At 71.1% G+C, this 14,373-nt stretch carries 17 protein-coding genes; 9 read left to right on the top strand and 8 right to left on the bottom strand.

From position 1 onward, the window contains the following. Window positions 1-15 precede the first annotated feature (15 nt). Window positions 16-726, bottom strand: coding sequence for a response regulator transcription factor (locus AS97_RS32705; RefSeq protein ID WP_059146742.1), 711 nt, complete (start codon window positions 724-726; stop codon window positions 16-18). 306 nt (window positions 727-1,032) lie between these two features. Here AS97_RS32705 and AS97_RS32700 point away from each other — a divergent pair, with 306 nt between their 5' ends. From AS97_RS32700 to AS97_RS32670, 8 genes are all read left to right on the top strand, one after another. Then, a complete protein-coding gene (locus AS97_RS32700) occupies window positions 1,033-1,809 on the top strand; it encodes an amino acid ABC transporter ATP-binding protein (protein ID WP_059146743.1) in 777 nt (258 codons plus the stop codon). A gap of 81 nt (window positions 1,810-1,890) precedes the next feature. Beyond that, window positions 1,891-2,802, top strand: coding sequence for a glutamate ABC transporter substrate-binding protein (locus tag AS97_RS32695; protein ID WP_059146767.1), 912 nt, complete (start codon window positions 1,891-1,893; stop codon window positions 2,800-2,802). 73 nt (window positions 2,803-2,875) lie between these two features. Further along, window positions 2,876-3,523, top strand: a complete 648-nt coding sequence (locus AS97_RS32690) for an amino acid ABC transporter permease (protein ID WP_059146744.1) — start codon at window positions 2,876-2,878, stop codon at window positions 3,521-3,523. After that, complete coding sequence (locus AS97_RS32685; RefSeq protein WP_086710432.1) at window positions 3,520-4,464, top strand: amino acid ABC transporter permease; 945 nt, start codon at window positions 3,520-3,522, stop codon at window positions 4,462-4,464. The genes AS97_RS32690 and AS97_RS32685 overlap by 4 nt, the downstream gene beginning before the upstream one ends. 229 nt (window positions 4,465-4,693) lie before the next feature. Then, window positions 4,694-6,445: an FAD-dependent monooxygenase gene (locus AS97_RS32680; RefSeq protein ID WP_059146746.1), complete on the top strand. Its 1,752-nt coding sequence runs from the start codon at window positions 4,694-4,696 to the stop codon at window positions 6,443-6,445. Window positions 6,446-6,652: 207 nt separating this feature from the next. After that, window positions 6,653-6,742 carry a putative leader peptide gene (locus AS97_RS49085; protein WP_309471148.1) on the top strand — a complete coding sequence of 30 codons (90 nt, stop codon included), beginning with the start codon at window positions 6,653-6,655 and terminating at the stop codon, window positions 6,740-6,742. A 94-nt stretch (window positions 6,743-6,836) separates the two neighbouring features. Continuing rightward, window positions 6,837-7,379, top strand: coding sequence for a cysteine dioxygenase (locus tag AS97_RS32675; RefSeq protein WP_086710435.1), 543 nt, complete (start codon window positions 6,837-6,839; stop codon window positions 7,377-7,379). A 3-nt stretch (window positions 7,380-7,382) separates the two neighbouring features. Continuing rightward, entirely contained in the window at window positions 7,383-7,769 is a 387-nt protein-coding gene (locus AS97_RS32670) for a rhodanese-like domain-containing protein (RefSeq protein ID WP_059146747.1), read from the top strand. A gap of 227 nt (window positions 7,770-7,996) precedes the next feature. On the opposite strand, the gene recX is transcribed toward AS97_RS32670, so the two are convergent. From recX to AS97_RS32650, 4 genes are all read right to left on the bottom strand, one after another. Next, window positions 7,997-8,608, bottom strand: coding sequence for a recombination regulator RecX (gene recX / locus AS97_RS32665; RefSeq protein ID WP_210566138.1), 612 nt, complete (start codon window positions 8,606-8,608; stop codon window positions 7,997-7,999). Window positions 8,609-8,611: 3 nt separating this feature from the next. Then, the gene (gene recA, locus AS97_RS32660) at window positions 8,612-9,751 is read right to left on the bottom strand and encodes a recombinase RecA (RefSeq protein WP_059146749.1); all 1,140 of its coding nucleotides are present in this window, start codon (window positions 9,749-9,751) and stop codon (window positions 8,612-8,614) included. A 137-nt stretch (window positions 9,752-9,888) separates the two neighbouring features. Continuing rightward, window positions 9,889-11,094, bottom strand: coding sequence for an AI-2E family transporter (locus tag AS97_RS32655; protein WP_059146750.1), 1,206 nt, complete (start codon window positions 11,092-11,094; stop codon window positions 9,889-9,891). Window positions 11,095-11,173: 79 nt separating this feature from the next. Continuing rightward, entirely contained in the window at window positions 11,174-11,368 is a 195-nt protein-coding gene (locus AS97_RS32650; RefSeq protein WP_059146751.1) for a DUF3046 domain-containing protein, read from the bottom strand. A 79-nt stretch (window positions 11,369-11,447) separates the two neighbouring features. On the opposite strand from AS97_RS32650, the gene AS97_RS32645 reads away from it, so the two are divergent. Next, window positions 11,448-12,440, top strand: coding sequence for a hypothetical protein (locus tag AS97_RS32645; RefSeq protein WP_086710377.1), 993 nt, complete (start codon window positions 11,448-11,450; stop codon window positions 12,438-12,440). A gap of 19 nt (window positions 12,441-12,459) precedes the next feature. Here the strand turns inward: AS97_RS32645 and AS97_RS32640 are convergent, their stop codons facing one another. From AS97_RS32640 to AS97_RS32630, 3 genes are read right to left on the bottom strand one after another with little or no spacing between them, the layout of a single operon-like run. Beyond that, window positions 12,460-12,762 carry an AzlD domain-containing protein gene (locus AS97_RS32640; protein ID WP_059146753.1) on the bottom strand — a complete coding sequence of 101 codons (303 nt, stop codon included), beginning with the start codon at window positions 12,760-12,762 and terminating at the stop codon, window positions 12,460-12,462. Continuing rightward, complete coding sequence (locus AS97_RS32635) at window positions 12,759-13,472, bottom strand: AzlC family ABC transporter permease (protein WP_086710382.1); 714 nt, start codon at window positions 13,470-13,472, stop codon at window positions 12,759-12,761. Before AS97_RS32635 ends, AS97_RS32640 begins: the two co-directional genes overlap by 4 nt. A 28-nt stretch (window positions 13,473-13,500) precedes the next feature. After that, complete coding sequence (locus AS97_RS32630) at window positions 13,501-14,352, bottom strand: AraC family transcriptional regulator (RefSeq protein WP_086710378.1); 852 nt, start codon at window positions 14,350-14,352, stop codon at window positions 13,501-13,503. Window positions 14,353-14,373: the final 21 nt, after the last annotated feature.

Below are 14,373 nucleotides of genomic sequence, written 5' to 3'. Positions count from 1 at the left end.
AGAAGCCCTGGTCGCTCAGTGGGCCGGGGCGACGAGGCGGTAGCCCACCCCGCGCACCGTCTCGATCAGGGCGGGCATCCGCAGTTTGGAGCGCAGGGAGGCGACATGCACCTCCAGGGTGCGCCCCGTCCCCTCCCAACTGGTGCGCCAGACCTCGCTGATGATCTGCTCCCGGCGGAAGACGACGCCGGGGCGCTGGGCGAGCAGGGCGAGCAGATCGAACTCCTTACGGGTGAGCGAGACGGTCGTGCCGTTGACGGAGACCTGGCGAGTGGGCAGCTCGATGGTCACCGGGCCGAGCCGCAGCGGCGGATGGGGGCCGTCCGGGGACTCCTCGGCGCCCTGGCCCGTGTCCTGGGCGGCGGTGCGGCGGCTGACGGCGTGGATGCGGGCGAGCAACTCCATGGTGTCGTAGGGCTTGACCACATAGTCGTCGGCGCCGAGGTTGAGCCCGTGTATGCGCGAGCGCACATCGGCGCGCGCGGTCACCATGATCACGGGTGTGGCGGTGCGCTTGCGGATCTTGCCGCACACCTCGAAACCGTCCTGGTCGGGCAGGCCGAGGTCGAGGAGTACGACGCCGAAGGGGGCGCCGGAGTCGGGCAGCAGCGCCTGCAGCGCCTCCTCGCCGCTGCGGGCGTGGGTGACCTCGAAACCGTGCCGGGAGAGGATGGCGGACAGGGCCGCGGCGACGTGGTTGTCGTCCTCGACGAGCAGAAGTCTCACCAGTCCCTCCGCCACCTTCCCGTACCAGCGCAGACGCGTCCCGTACGCGCCCCCGTCACCATGGCTTCGAATACGGCCACGAACATGGCCACAGGGCATCCACCCCGATCGAGGGGCACCCGTCAAGACGCATTCGGTCACACACCGGTTTCCGTTATGCAGCCGGTACGGCGCGCGTCGTCTCGTTCACGCAGCGTGTCACACCGCAGCCATATCGTTATCCTCAATTTCAGCTCAGATGTAATGACGCTGGTCGCAGCAGGTCACTACTGTCCTCCCAACCGAGGAGGACGGAGCGAGACGCCGATGAGCGAAGTATCGGTGACCAAGGACGCCGCACCAGTGGCGAACGCGTTGGTTGCGCTGTCAGGAGTCAACAAGCACTTCGGCGCGCTGCATGTGCTCCAGGACATCGACCTGACCATCAGTCGGGGCGAAGTGGTCGTCGTCATCGGGCCGTCCGGGTCCGGAAAGTCGACGCTGTGCCGCACGGTCAACCGGCTGGAGACGATCGACGCCGGTTCGATCACGATCGACGGCAAGCCGCTGCCCCAGGAGGGCAAGGAGCTCGCCCGGCTGCGCGCCGACGTCGGCATGGTCTTCCAGTCCTTCAACCTCTTCGCGCACAAGACGGTGCTCGAGAACGTGATGCTGGGCCAGGTCAAGGTCCGTAAGACGGACAAGAAGGCCGCCGAGGAGAAGGCCCGCACGCTGCTCGACCGGGTGGGCGTCGGCGCCCAGGCGGACAAGTACCCCGCGCAGCTCTCCGGTGGCCAGCAGCAGCGCGTGGCGATCGCGCGCGCCCTGGCCATGGACCCGAAGGTGATGCTCTTCGACGAGCCGACCTCGGCGCTGGACCCGGAGATGATCAACGAGGTGCTGGAGGTCATGCAGCAGCTCGCCAGGGACGGCATGACCATGGTCGTCGTCACCCACGAGATGGGCTTCGCCCGCTCCGCCGCGAACCGGGTGGTCTTCATGGCCGACGGCCGGATCGTCGAAGAGGCCGAGCCGGAGCAGTTCTTCAGCAACCCCCGCAGCGACCGGGCCAAGGACTTCCTGTCGAAGATCCTTCACCACTGAGTCCACGCCGGCCCGGCAGACCGCCGGCACGTTCGCCACTGCGTATCTGGACCACGTACTGAACACAGAGGGATGGGCACCATGAGGATTCGTAAGACGGCCGCGGCGGCCACGGTGGTTCTCGCGCTGGCCGCGACGGCGACCGCCTGTGGCGGCGAGAAGGGCACCGCCGGCGACAAGCCGAAGGGCGGCGAGGTCTTCAGCGGCGACTACACGGTCGCGAAGGACGTGAAGATCGACTCGCCGACCCTGAAGGCGGCGCAGAAGCGCGGCAAGATCGTCATCGGCGCCAAGGCCGACCAGCCCTTCCTCGGGTTCCAGGACACCGAGGGCAAGCGCTCCGGCTTCGACATCGAGATCGCCAAGATGGTCGCCGCCGACCTCGGCTTCTCCGCGGACAAGATCACCTTCAAGACGGTGGACTCCAACGTCCGCGAGACCTCGATCTCCAAGGGCCAGGTCGACTACTACGTCGGCACCTACACCATCAACGACGAGCGCAAGAAGCAGGTCGGCTTCGCGGGCCCGTACTACCAGGCCGGTGCCGACCTCCTGGTCCGCATGGAGGACAAGGGCAAGATCACCGGCCCGGACAGCATCAAGGGCAAGAAGGTCTGCTCGATCGTCGGCTCCACCCCGCTCCAGGAGATCAAGAAGCCGAAGTACGGCGCCGAGACCACCGAGCTGAGCAAGTACTCGCTCTGCGTCAAGCAGCTGCTCGACGGCCAGGTCGACGCGGTCACCACCGACGACGCGATCCTCAAGGGTTACGCCGCCCAGCGCTCGACCAAGCTGCACGTGGTCGGCAAGCCGTTCACCGAGGAGCCGTACGGCATCGGCATGAACAAGAACGACAAGGCGCTCCGCGACGCGATCAGCGACTCGCTCGAGAAGCACATCAAGAACGGCGACTACAAGAAGGCGTACGAAGGCACGCTCGGCAAGTCCGGCTCCTCCTACGTCGCCCCGAAGACCCCCCTGCCCCGCTACTGAGCAGGATTCCCCGTTCGCCTGGAAGCCGGTGCGCTCCGCACGCCGCTGACCTGACCGCTACCGCGGAGAATCGATGAACGTACTCCTCGATCATTTGCCCCAGTTCCGTGAGGGGTTCCTGGGAACCCTTTCCATCACGGCGGCCAGTGCGGCGCTGGCTCTCGTCCTGGGCATTGTCATAGCCGGCTTCCGGGTGTCGCCCATACCGCCGCTGCGGGCCTTCGGGACGGCGTGGGTCACCCTGCTGCGCAACACCCCGCTGACCCTGCTGTTCCTGATCGCGTTCTTCGTGATCCCGCAGATCTTCTTCCCCGGAACGAGCCCGTTCGTTCTCGCCATGGGGGCGCTGGGCTGCTACACGTCGTCCTTCGTCTGCGAGGCCGTGCGGTCCGGTATCAACACCGTGCCGCTCGGCCAGGCGGAGGCCGCCCGCAGCCTGGGGATGACCTTCTTCCAGACCCTCCGGCTGATCGTGCTCCCCCAGGCCACGCGGTCCGTGATTCCCCCCATGAGCAGCATCTTCATCGCGCTCACCAAGAACTCGGCCATCGCCGGGGCGTTCAGCAACACCGAACTGTTCAATGTCTCGAAGCTGCTGAGCGACAAGGGCTTCGCGATCGGCTGGATCTTCCTGTGGATCGCGCTGTGCTACCTGGTCATCACCTTCGCGATCAGCGGTCTCTTCCGACTGCTGGAGAGCCGCCTGGAGGTGGCCCGATGAGCTCGAGCGTCCTGTACGACGCCCCCGGCCCCAAGGCCCGCATCCGGAACCGCGTCTACTCCATCGTCGGCGGCCTGGCCGTCCTCGGGCTGATCGTCTTCGCCGTGGTGCGGCTGAACGACAAGGGTCAGTTCGCGCCCGAGATGTGGAACATCTTCAACTACGCGGGCGTGCGGACCAGCATCCGCGACGGCGTGGTCACCACCTTGAAGGTGTTCGCGGTCGCGGCGGTCCTCTCGCTGGTCCTCGGTGTCCTGCTCGCCGTCGGCCGGCTCTCGGACCACAAGGCCGTCCGCTGGTTCGCGACCGGCTTCATCGAGCTGTTCCGGGCCGTCCCGCTGCTGATCACCATCTACGTGCTGTGGGTGCTCTTCCTGACCTACCGGTCGGACCTGGGCCTCAGCGGTGACAACACCGGCTTCTGGGCCCTGGTCATCGGCCTGACCGTCTACAACGGCTCGGTCCAGGCCGAGGTGTTGCGGGCGGGCATCAACTCGGTGCCCAGGGGTCAGCGCGAGGCCGCCTACGCCCTGGGCATGCGCAAGACCCAGGTCATGATGACGGTCCTGGTGCCGCAGGCCGTACGGGCGATGCTGCCGACCATCATCAGCCAGCTGGTGGTGACGCTCAAGGACACCTCCCTCGGCTATGTCATCACCTACCAGGAGCTGCTGTTCCAGCTTCAGCAGCTGGCCGGCAACATCGTCGTCAACGACGACAACCCCTACGTTCCGGTGATCATCGTCGGCGGCGCCATCTACATCGCGATGTGTCTGGCCCTCTCCGCCCTCGCCACCTGGATCGAGCGGCGCGGCCGGCGCGCCAAGACCGGCATCCGGGTCGCGGACGCGGGCCAGCCGCTGGCGGCCGCCGACGCGCTCGACGTCGTCGACCACTCCACGGTCTCCGCCCCGGACGCACCCACCGGCAAGACGGACTGAGGGGCCGTCCGGGCGGACGAGCGTCCGGGCGACCGGGCGGAGGTCCGTCCGGGGGGGGCCGGGCGGACGGGTGAAACCCTTACCAGGGCGGTGGCGCACGCGCCACCGCCCTTCGTCGCTTGACGCGGGCAGCGGCAGTGGGTTGCATGCTTTCTGTGATCGCTCACCGGGTTTCAACTGCCAATTTCCGTACGTCACGTACGACCCGCAGGACCACAGGAACCGCACCGTGGACCCGGTGATCGTCGCCGGGGCGGGCCCGGTCGGCCTCACCCTGGCCCTCGCCCTGGCGCGCCTCGAGGTGCCCGTCATCCTGCTGGACGAGTCCACGGGCGGTGAGGAGAGCCGGCTGGCGCGCACCGTCGTGCTGCGCCCGGACGCCGCCGCCCTGCTGGAACGGCTGGGCTGCCGGGTCACCGCCCGGACACGGCCGTGGACCGGATGGCGCACGATGCGGCGGCGGCAACTGGTACGGCAAGTGGCCCTCACGCCCGGCAGCCTCTTCGGCGGCGAGCGCGGCACCGGCGGTCCCTTGGGCGGGCAGCGTGGCGCCGGCGGCTGGGACGGCGGCCTTACGGAGGCCGTGGACTCCCCCGGCGGTGACGGGCCCGATGACGAGGGGGCACCGGCTCCGACGGCCTCACCGGTGCATCTGCCCCAGCATGAGCTCACCCGGGCGCTGCGGGGCTCGCTGGCCGCCATCGGCGACGAGGACCTCGTCCGCATCGTCTCCGGAAGCCGGATCGACAGTCTGGAGCAGGACGACCACGGCGTCGGGGTGCGCACCCGGGGCGCCCAGGCCACCTGGTGGCGGGGCAGCTATCTGGTGGGCTGCGACGGGCCGCGGTCCACCGTCCGCAAGCTTCTGGGCGTGCGCTTCCCGGGCCGTACGGCGGTGGAGCGGCACGCCGTCGCCGCGCTGCGCGCCGAACTCCCCTGGCCCGGCGAGGCCGTGCTGCACCGCTCCCCGCCCTGGCGCAGCATCGACGCTGAGGTGACCGCCCGGCCGCTGCCGCACAGCCTGTGGCGGGTCGACTGGCTGTTGCCGCCCGGCCGCGATCTCGTCACCCCCGATGCCCTGTTGGTGCGGGTGCGCGACACCCTCACGGGGTGGTGCGGGGATTCCGAGCCCCCCTATGAGCTGCTGGACACCGGCGTGCACACCGTGCACCACCGGCTCGCGCTGCGCTGGCGCGTGGGGCGCGCCTTCCTGGCCGGGGACGCCGCCCATCTGCTGGGCGCGCTCGGCACCCAAGGGCTCGAAGAGGGGCTTCGGGACGTCGACAACCTCGCCTGGAAACTGTCCCTGGCCTGGCACCACGGGGCCTCGGAGGCGCTGCTGGACAGCTATCAGGCGGAGCGGCGCGGAGCCGTGGGGGCCCGGCTGCGCGCGGCGGACCAGGCGCTGCCACTGCTGCGGGCGGGCGGCGGCTGGCACGCGGTGCGGCGTACCGTGCGGCCCGGCGGGGCGCGCGGGCATGACGCGCTGCTCACCGACGGTCACCTCGGCCAGGGACCGCTGGGCGCGCCGCCGGTCTACGACCGTTCGCCGCTGGCCCCTGCGGCGCCGCCGGATGGCTCGATCACGGTGGGTACGGCGCCCGGGGCGCCGGTCGCCGATGTGCCGGTGACCGCTCCGGACGGCTTGGTCGTACGGCTGCGGGAGCGGCTCGGCCGGGAGCTGCTGGTGGTGCTGGTCGCCCCCGGCACCGGGGTGTGGGACCGCCGTCACTGGATGCGTGCCGGGCTGATGCCACGGCTGGCGGCGGCCGTCGCGGCGCTGCCCCTGCGCACCGAACTGCTGGTCGCCGAGGCGTATCCGGGCGCCCCGGCCCACACGGTGCTGCTGGTGCGGCCGGACGGCCATCTCGCCGCGGCGCTGTCCGGGGTGCGGCCGAGCGCGCTGTACGCGTGCGCGGACGCGGTCCGGGGCGGGAATGCGGCCAGGGGCGTACCGGCGGAGGCGAGCGCGCGGCAGTAGTGCGGGATCGACCGACGAGGCCGCGCCGGGGCGCGCTCGGGCGCGCGCTCGGTTTGTCTCCGGGCGTGCGGGGCAGTCCGGGGCGCGCGGTCCGCGGCCGCATGCCCGGCCTGCGTCCGGGCGCGCGGTCCGAGTCAGGGCGTGCGTGCTCCGGGCGCGAGCCGGTGAGGTTGACCTTCCTTTCCGGCACATGATTCACTTCGCAGCGTGACTGACACCTGCTTGCCTCGCTTCTGGCGGAGGGTCCATCTGGACCTGGTCCGCTACGCGGGCTGTGTCTGTCGTCCGTCCTGTTGATCCGCTTCTTCCCCGCGCGGTGCGGCCGCGCCTCTCTCGCGATCACTCAGGACGGTTCTCTGTGCCCGACGTACGCACTTCCACCCCCGGTCCCGTGCGCCCTTCCACGGACGTCATCACGGACCCGGCATCCGGCCCGGCCGCTCCGCCCAGCGCCGCGGAGCTGCTCGACTTCGCCCGCCGGACCGCCGCCGACGCCGAGCTCGTCGCCTCCCTTCCGCTCGATCCGGAGGGCCGCACCTGGCTGCGCCTCGACGGGCCGGGCGGCAGCGAAGCATGGCTGATCGGCTGGCCTCCGGGCACCGGCACCGGCTGGCACGACCACGGCGGCTCCCATGGCGCCTTCGTCGCGGCGGCGGGTGCGCTCCACGAGCAGTCACTCGCCGCGCGTCTGCCCACCGAGGGCTGGAAGACCCTTGAGCTGGCCGACGATGTGGACCGCGAGCGGCGGCTGCACGCCGGGCAGGGCCGGGCTTTTGGACCGCATCATGTGCATGAGGTGATCAATCCTTCCGACACCGAGCATGCGGTGTCGGTGCACGCCTACTATCCGCCGCTGCCGCTGATGCGGCGCTACAGCCGCACCGGTCATACGCTGCGGCTGGAGCAGGTCGAGCGGCCCGAGGAGTGGGGATAGACGATGGGCACGACCAAGCGGAGCGTGGACGAGCTGCTGGCCGAGGCCCGCGAGGAACTCGACCGGCTGGAGCCCCTCGATGCCGCGGCGGCCCAGGTCCAGGGCGCGCTGCTGGTGGACATACGGTACGCCGCGCTGCGGGAGCGCGACGGCACCATTCCGGGGGCGCTGATCGTCGAGCGGAACGAGCTGGAGTGGCGGCTCGACCCGCGGTGCGAGCACCGGCTGCCCGAGGCCACCCATCACGATCTGCGGGTCGTGGTGGTGTGCAACGAGGGCTACGCGTCCAGCTTCGCCGCGGTCTCGCTGCGTCAGCTGGGCCTGGAGCGCGCGACAGATCTCATCGGCGGCTTCCAGGCATGGCGCGCGGCGGGCCTCCCGGTGCGCTAGCGCCGCCCACCGGAATTCGGGTGCCGCACATCTCGGGTGTCACGCGTCTCGAGGCCGCATGTCTCGGGTGCCGCGCGGCCCGGGTGTCGCACTGATCGGGGGCACGCGTCTTAAGGGCCGCGCGTCTGCCACACGGCCGGACATCGCTCGTTCTCGGCAACCGGCTTCACCGGATTGACCCCAGGGCCGTCACAGCCCACAGCCCCGCCGCGGCGCGCCGCTGGGGCTCAGAGGTCGGGGAGGTGGTGCTCCAGGAGGTCCGGGTCCTCTCCCTCCTCCTCCAGCGCACGCCGCACCACCCGCAGCGCCAGCCCCTCGGAGTAGCCCTTGCGGGCCAGCATCCCGGCGAGACGGCGGATCCGCTTCTCCCGGTCGAGGCCACGGGTGGCCCTCAGCTTGCGCTCGACCAGCTCCTGCGCCGTCCGCTCCTCCTGATCGGCGTCGAGTTGTCCCACGGCCTCGTCGATCAGGGCGGAGTCCACGCCCTTGGTGCGCAGCTCACGGGCGAGCGCCCGCCGGGCGAGCCCCCGGCTGTGGTGCCGGGACTCCACCCATGCCTCGGCGAACGCCGCGTCGTCGACCAGGCCGACGCCCTCGAACCGGGACAGCACCTCCTGCGCCGCGTCATCGGGGATGCCCCGGGTGCGCAGCGCGTCCGCGAGCTGCTTACGGGTGCGTGGGGTCCCGGTGAGCAGGCGCAGGCAGATCGCCCGCGCCTGCTCCTCCGGGCCGGGCGGCGGCCCCTGCTCGGCCCTCGACAAGGAGGGGGCGCCGCTGTCCGGACGGTCCGGGCGCTCCGGACGGCCTGGGCCGTCCCGCCATTCGGTCCGCCGTGTCATGGATCAGCTCTTGGCCGCGGCGGTCTTGGCCGCCTTCGCCCCGGACTTGGCCGCCGGGGCGGCCACGGCCTTCGCCGGTGCGGCGTCGGTCACGCCCGCGGCACCAGCCGCGTCCGTGGTGGGTGCCGCGGCCGCCGGGTCCTGGGGCCTCACCCCGATGCCGAGCTTTTCCTTGATCTTCTTCTCGATCTCATTGGCGAGATCGGGGTTGTCCTTCAGGAAGTTGCGGGCGTTCTCCTTGCCCTGGCCGAGCTGGTCGCCCTCGTAGGTGTACCAGGCACCGGACTTGCGGACGAAGCCGTGCTCGACGCCCATGTCGATCAGACCGCCCTCACGGCTGATGCCCTGGCCGTAGAGGATGTCGAACTCGGCCTGCTTGAAGGGCGGCGCGACCTTGTTCTTGACGACCTTGACGCGGGTGCGGTTGCCGACCGCGTCGGTGCCGTCCTTGAGGGTCTCGATGCGGCGGATGTCGATGCGCACCGACGCGTAGAACTTCAGCGCCCGGCCACCGGTCGTGGTCTCCGGCGAGCCGAACATCACGCCGATCTTCTCGCGGAGCTGGTTGATGAAGATCGCGGTGGTCTTGGACTGGTTGAGCGCGCTGGTGATCTTACGGAGCGCCTGGCTCATCAGCCGGGCCTGGAGGCCGACGTGGGAGTCGCCCATCTCGCCCTCGATCTCCGCGCGCGGCACCAGGGCGGCGACGGAGTCGATGACGATGAGGTCGAGGGCGCCGGAGCGGACCAGCATGTCCACGATCTCGAGCGCCTGCTCGCCGTTGTCCGGCTGGGACAGGATCAGGGAGTCGGTGTCCACGCCCAGCTTCTGCGCGTAGTCAGGGTCGAGGGCGTGCTCGGCGTCCACGAAGGCAACGGTGCCGCCGGCCCGCTGGGCATTGGCCACCGCGTGCAGGGTCAGGGTCGTCTTACCGGAGGACTCGGGGCCGTAGACCTCGACCACCCGGCCGCGCGGCAGACCGCCGACGCCGAGGGCGACGTCGAGAGCGGTCGACCCGGTGGGGATGACCTCGACCGGCTCGTTCGGCCGATCGCCCATGCGCATCACGGCGCCCTTGCCGAATTGCCGTTCAATCTGTGCGAGCGCGGCGTCGAGCGCCTTCTCGCGGTCCGTTCCTGCCATGGGTCCCACCCGGTTTGCTTGAGTCGATCGCTTCACGTCCATGACGCTAGCGCCTGCCACTGACAAGCGGTCCTGACGTCCTCGGCCTGTGGATAACCTGTCGGGGCCTCCATCAGAATGGATGTTCGATTTTTGTGTCAACTACGCCGCACCAACGCGGCACGCATCCGCGCGAGGGCCGACATGCCGCGCCGCCGCGTGCGCCCGTGCACCCGCAGATCGTCGGTCACGTCATAGCGCTTGATGTACGCGCCGAGGAACGCCTGCAGCGTCGCGGTCGCCGGAATCGCGATCAGCGCGCCCACCGCGCCCAGCAGCGCGGTACCCGCTATGACTGATCCGAAGGAGACGGCCGGGTGGATGTCCACCGTCTTGGCGGTGATCCTCGGCTGCAGCAGATAGTTCTCGAACTGCTGGTAGATCACGACGAAGATCAGGACCCACAGCGCGTACCAGGGGTCGATGGTGAACGCGATCAGCATCGGCAGCGCCCCGGCCAAATAGGTGCCGATGGTGGGGATGAACTGCGAGATCAGCCCCACCCAGACGGCGAGCGCCGGGGCGTAGGGCACGCCCAGGGCCTCCAGCAGGATGTAGTGGGCGACACCGGAGATCAGCGCCATCAGTCCGCGGGAGTAGATGTAGCCGCCGGTCTTGGCGACCGCGATCTCCCAGGCGCGCAACACCTCGACCTGCCGGGTCGGCGGCAGCACCGAGCACAGCGCGCGGCGCAGCCGGGGCCCGTCGGCGGCGAAGTAGAAGGCGAACAGAGTCACCGTCAGCGTCTTGAACAACCCGCCGAGCACCTGTGCGGAGACGTCCAGCACATTGTCGGCGCTGTTCTTGACGTAGCTCTGCAGCCAGTCGGAGTGCACCAGGCTGTCCTGGATCTCCAGGCGCGACAGATGCGTGTGGAACGTGTCGTTGATCCACTTGACGACATTGTCGAGGTACTGCGGGAAGTCCTGGACCATGGTGATGATCTGATCGGCGAGCATCGAGCCGAGCAGGGTGAAGAAGCCCGCGGTGCCGATGAGGATAGCGAGAAAGACCAGCCCCGTGGCCAGCCCCCGGCGCATGCCGCGGGCGGCCATCCGGTCCACGGCCGGTTCGATCGCGAGCGCCAGGAAGAACGCGATCAGGATGTTCAGCAGAAGCCCGGTCAGCTGATCGAAGGCCCAGGTCGCAAGGCGGTAACAGGCCACCAGCGCGAGTGCGAGCACCATGGCGCGCGGCAGCCAGCGCGGCATGCGCGCGGCGGGTTGCGGGGAGTCCGAGGAGGCCCGAGCGGCGCTCGGGGTGTCGTCGGCGTCGGAGGGGAGGGTCTCTTCGGTCGGGGCCACGGAGCAAGTGTGGCCTACACCGGACGAAGAAACCCGGCCGCCCCGGAAGCTGGTGCACCCGGAGCAGCCGGAGGGCCGCTCAGCGCCTGCTCCCGGGGATCTCCATCGCGGCGCAGACCGCGCGCCAGATGTCCTTGGCCTCCCAGCCGTCGGTCAGTGCCTCGTGCACCGTCCGGCCGCCGAGTTGCGACATCACATGATCGCGCGCGAAGGAGTCGGCGTACGCCTCGCCGAAGTGGTCCGCCATTCGCTGCCAGAAGTCCGTCAACCGCATGTGACCAGTATCGCGCTCCCGGGGGTGCACCCAGGCGTGAGCCCCCTACGGACCGTGTTACGCGGCCTACGGTCTGTCCATGGAACGATCCGCAAGCCTCCCCTCCTCGCCCTCCCTTCCCACACCCGGGCCCGCCGGGCCGGCTCCGTCGGCCGAGTCCTCCGCGCTCTCCCGCGCCGAGCGGTTCGTCTGGCTGACCGCCCGCGTGCTGGAGCAGCGCAGATTCGCGTATCACTTCCTGGGCGGCGGCGCCGAGGCGGTCGAGACCGCGCTGGCAGCGTATCTGGGGACCGACGGGGGCTATGGCCATGCGCTGGAGCCGGATCTGCGTGGCCCGGCGAGCCAGCCTCTGCATGCCGTGCACGCCTTACGGGTGCTCGACGGGATCGGGCGCTGCGGCGGGCAGCGGGTGGAGCGGCTGTGCCGCTATCTGACGTCCGTGTCCACCCCGGACGGCGCGCTGCCCGCCTGCCACCCCTCGCTGCGCGGCTATCCGGCGGCCCCCTGGGTCCCGGCGGCGGACGATGCGCGCGGTGATCTGCTGACCACCGGGCCGGTGGTGGGGCTGCTGCACCGCAACGAGGTGTGGCATGCGTGGCTCTTCCGGGCCACGGACTTCTGCTGGGCGGCGGTCACCGCCCTGGGGGAGGGCGGCGCGACGACGCGTCCTTACGAGGTCGCGGCGGCCGTCGCCTTTCTGGACGGGGCGCCGGACCGGGCACGCGCCGAGGCGGCGGCCGAGCGGCTCGGCCGCCGGGTGCGGGAGGAGCGGCTGATCGTGCCGCCGACGGCCCCCGAGCGCGCCGAGGATCGCCCCCTGCCACCGGGGCAGGGCCCCGGTGATGAGCCCCAGGTGCACGACATCGCCCGTACGCCCGGCTCGCTGGCGCGCCGGTGGTTCACCGAGGGCGAGGTGGAGCGTTCCCTGGACGTGCTCGTGGCCGCGCAGCAGGAGGACGGCGGCTGGCCGCCGCCCCGGCGCCCGTGGACGCCGGGGGCCACGCTGGAGTGGCGGTCGGTGGCGACCGTCGAGGCGCTGCTGACGCTGCGGGCCTACGGACGGCGGATCTGAGCGCGGGCGTCCACGGCCGTCACAGGGCCCGGACGCCGGCCGTGACGACGACGGCCACGGCGACCACCACGAGGAAGGGGGCGCGGAGCACCAGCGCGAGCGCCGCCGCCCCTACCCCGGCCGCCCTCGCGTCCAGGAGGAGATGCTGGCCGTCGCTGAAGGTCTGCTGGGCGGTGAGGGCGGCGAGCAGGGCCACGGGCAGCAGCGCGGCCAGACGCCTGACGAGCGGGCGCTCCAGGACTCCAGCGGGCACCGACAGGCCCAGCAGCTTGACGAGATAGCAGCCCGCCGCGGTGACGCCGATGGCGATCCAGATGGTCATCGGCGCTCACCCGGCTCCGTGCCCCGCGTCATGCGCCCGTGCACCGTAAGGACGGCGGGGGCGGCGAGCGCCGCCACCAGGACCGGCACCCCGGCGGGCAGCACCGGCTGGCACAGGAGCACCAGCAGGACGCCGAGACCGGCCACGGCCCGCTCGACGGTGCCGCTGAGCATGGGGGCCAGCAGGGCGAGGAAGACGGCGGGCCCGGCGGCGTCCAGGCCCCAGGCGTCGGTGTCGCCGAGCGCGGACGCCCCCAGGGCACCGATCAGCGTGGTGAGGTTCCACAGGACGTACAGGGTCAGCCCGGTGATGGTGAAGCCGAGCCGCGCGGTGCGCCGGTCGGGCTGGGCGAGGGCGACGGCGGAGGTCTCGTCGATGACCCAGTGGGCCGCCAGGGGGCGCACCGCGCGCGGCAGCTCGAGCAGTGCGGACAGCCGCAGCCCGTAGAAGGCGTTGCGCACGCCGAGGAAGAACGCCCCGGCGGCGGCGGTGAACGGATTGCCGCCCGCCGCCAGCGCGCCCACGAGGGCGAACTGCGAGGCCCCGGTGAAGACGAGCAGGCTGAGCGCGCAGGTCTGCAGCAGGCCGAGGCCGGCGCCCGCCGACGTCACCCCGAAGGCGAAGCCGGAGAGCCCCACGGCGACACCGACGCCCAAGGCGTCGCGGACAACGGCCGAATCCGCCGGAGGCGCGGCGGGATCGGTTCGCATCTCTATCTGTTCTGACACACCGCGCACGTTAGGAGAGCGCTTCGGATCCAGTCTTGTACGTTCTTGCGCGCTCCCGCCGGTAAGCGCCCGGTGGCACCCCCACGATGCGGGTGAAGTGACGGTTCAGATGGGACTGGTCGGTGAAGCCGACGGCGACGGCCACCTCGGCGGGCGCGGTCCCGGCGTCCAGCAGTTGCCGGGCCCGGCGGACCCGGGCGTCGGTGAGCCAGGTGTGCGGCGGCATCCCGTTGACGGCGCGGAAGGCGCGCAGCAGGGCGAAGGGACCGGTGTCCAGCTCGGCCGCCAGCCGTTCCAGGGATGGCGGGTCCGCCATGCGCTCCTGGAGGATCGCGCGGGCACGCGCCGCCCTTCGCGCACCCGCGGTGCGCGCCGTGCGCTCGGGGAGCGGGCCGCCATGGTCGCGCAGCAGCCGGGCGAGGACGATGCGCAGCAGGCTGTCGGCGGCCAGCGCGTTGCCCTCCTCGGCGGCCCGGTGCACCGCGGTGACCAGCCGCGCGCCCTGGGGGTCGTCGACGGAGGGGACCCGGAATCCGGCCGTGCCACGAAGCGTGCTCGTCTCGGCGGCGACACCTGCGACCAGGTCCGCGGCCGGGTACAGCACGCTGTACGCCCACCCCTCGGGAGCCCCCGCCCGGCCGGTGTGCGGTACCTCCGGGTTGATGAGCGCGAGCCCGCCCGGCCCGGTGCGCTCGACGGTGCCGCGGTGGTGGAACTCCTCGACACCCTCGGTGATCGCGGCGATCACGAAGGCTTCGTGGGTGTGCCATACGAAGGTCTTGTGGATGTAGCGGGCCCGCAGCAGATCGACGCCCGGAAGCTGGGGGTACCGCCAGTGCCGCGCGCTCTCCCGGTTGACCATGGCACCATTGTGCGCCCCGCC

Source organism: Streptomyces sp. AgN23, assembly GCF_001598115.1.
Taxonomy (GTDB): Bacteria; Actinomycetota; Actinomycetes; order Streptomycetales; family Streptomycetaceae; genus Streptomyces; species Streptomyces antimycoticus.
This window is presented reverse-complemented; position numbering and strand designations above follow the sequence as displayed.

Excerpts from the sequence above, each read along its gene's own strand:
- AS97_RS32690 (WP_059146744.1), top strand. The coding sequence starts at position 2,876 with ATGAACGTACTCCTCGATCATTTGCCCCAGTTCCGTGAGGGGTTCCTG.
- AS97_RS32695 (WP_059146767.1), top strand. The coding sequence starts at position 1,891 with ATGAGGATTCGTAAGACGGCCGCGGCGGCCACGGTGGTTCTCGCGCTG.
- AS97_RS32685 (WP_086710432.1), top strand. The coding sequence starts at position 3,520 with ATGAGCTCGAGCGTCCTGTACGACGCCCCCGGCCCCAAGGCCCGCATC.
- recX (WP_210566138.1), bottom strand. The coding sequence starts at position 8,608 with ATGACACGGCGGACCGAATGGCGGGACGGCCCAGGCCGTCCGGAGCGC.
- AS97_RS32670 (WP_059146747.1), top strand. The coding sequence starts at position 7,383 with ATGGGCACGACCAAGCGGAGCGTGGACGAGCTGCTGGCCGAGGCCCGC.
- AS97_RS32640 (WP_059146753.1), bottom strand. The coding sequence starts at position 12,762 with ATGACCATCTGGATCGCCATCGGCGTCACCGCGGCGGGCTGCTATCTC.
- recA (WP_059146749.1), bottom strand. The coding sequence starts at position 9,751 with ATGGCAGGAACGGACCGCGAGAAGGCGCTCGACGCCGCGCTCGCACAG.
- AS97_RS32635 (WP_086710382.1), bottom strand. The coding sequence starts at position 13,472 with ATGCGAACCGATCCCGCCGCGCCTCCGGCGGATTCGGCCGTTGTCCGC.
- AS97_RS32650 (WP_059146751.1), bottom strand. The coding sequence starts at position 11,368 with ATGCGGTTGACGGACTTCTGGCAGCGAATGGCGGACCACTTCGGCGAG.
- AS97_RS32630 (WP_086710378.1), bottom strand. The coding sequence starts at position 14,352 with ATGGTCAACCGGGAGAGCGCGCGGCACTGGCGGTACCCCCAGCTTCCG.
- AS97_RS32700 (WP_059146743.1), top strand. The coding sequence starts at position 1,033 with ATGAGCGAAGTATCGGTGACCAAGGACGCCGCACCAGTGGCGAACGCG.
- AS97_RS32645 (WP_086710377.1), top strand. The coding sequence starts at position 11,448 with ATGGAACGATCCGCAAGCCTCCCCTCCTCGCCCTCCCTTCCCACACCC.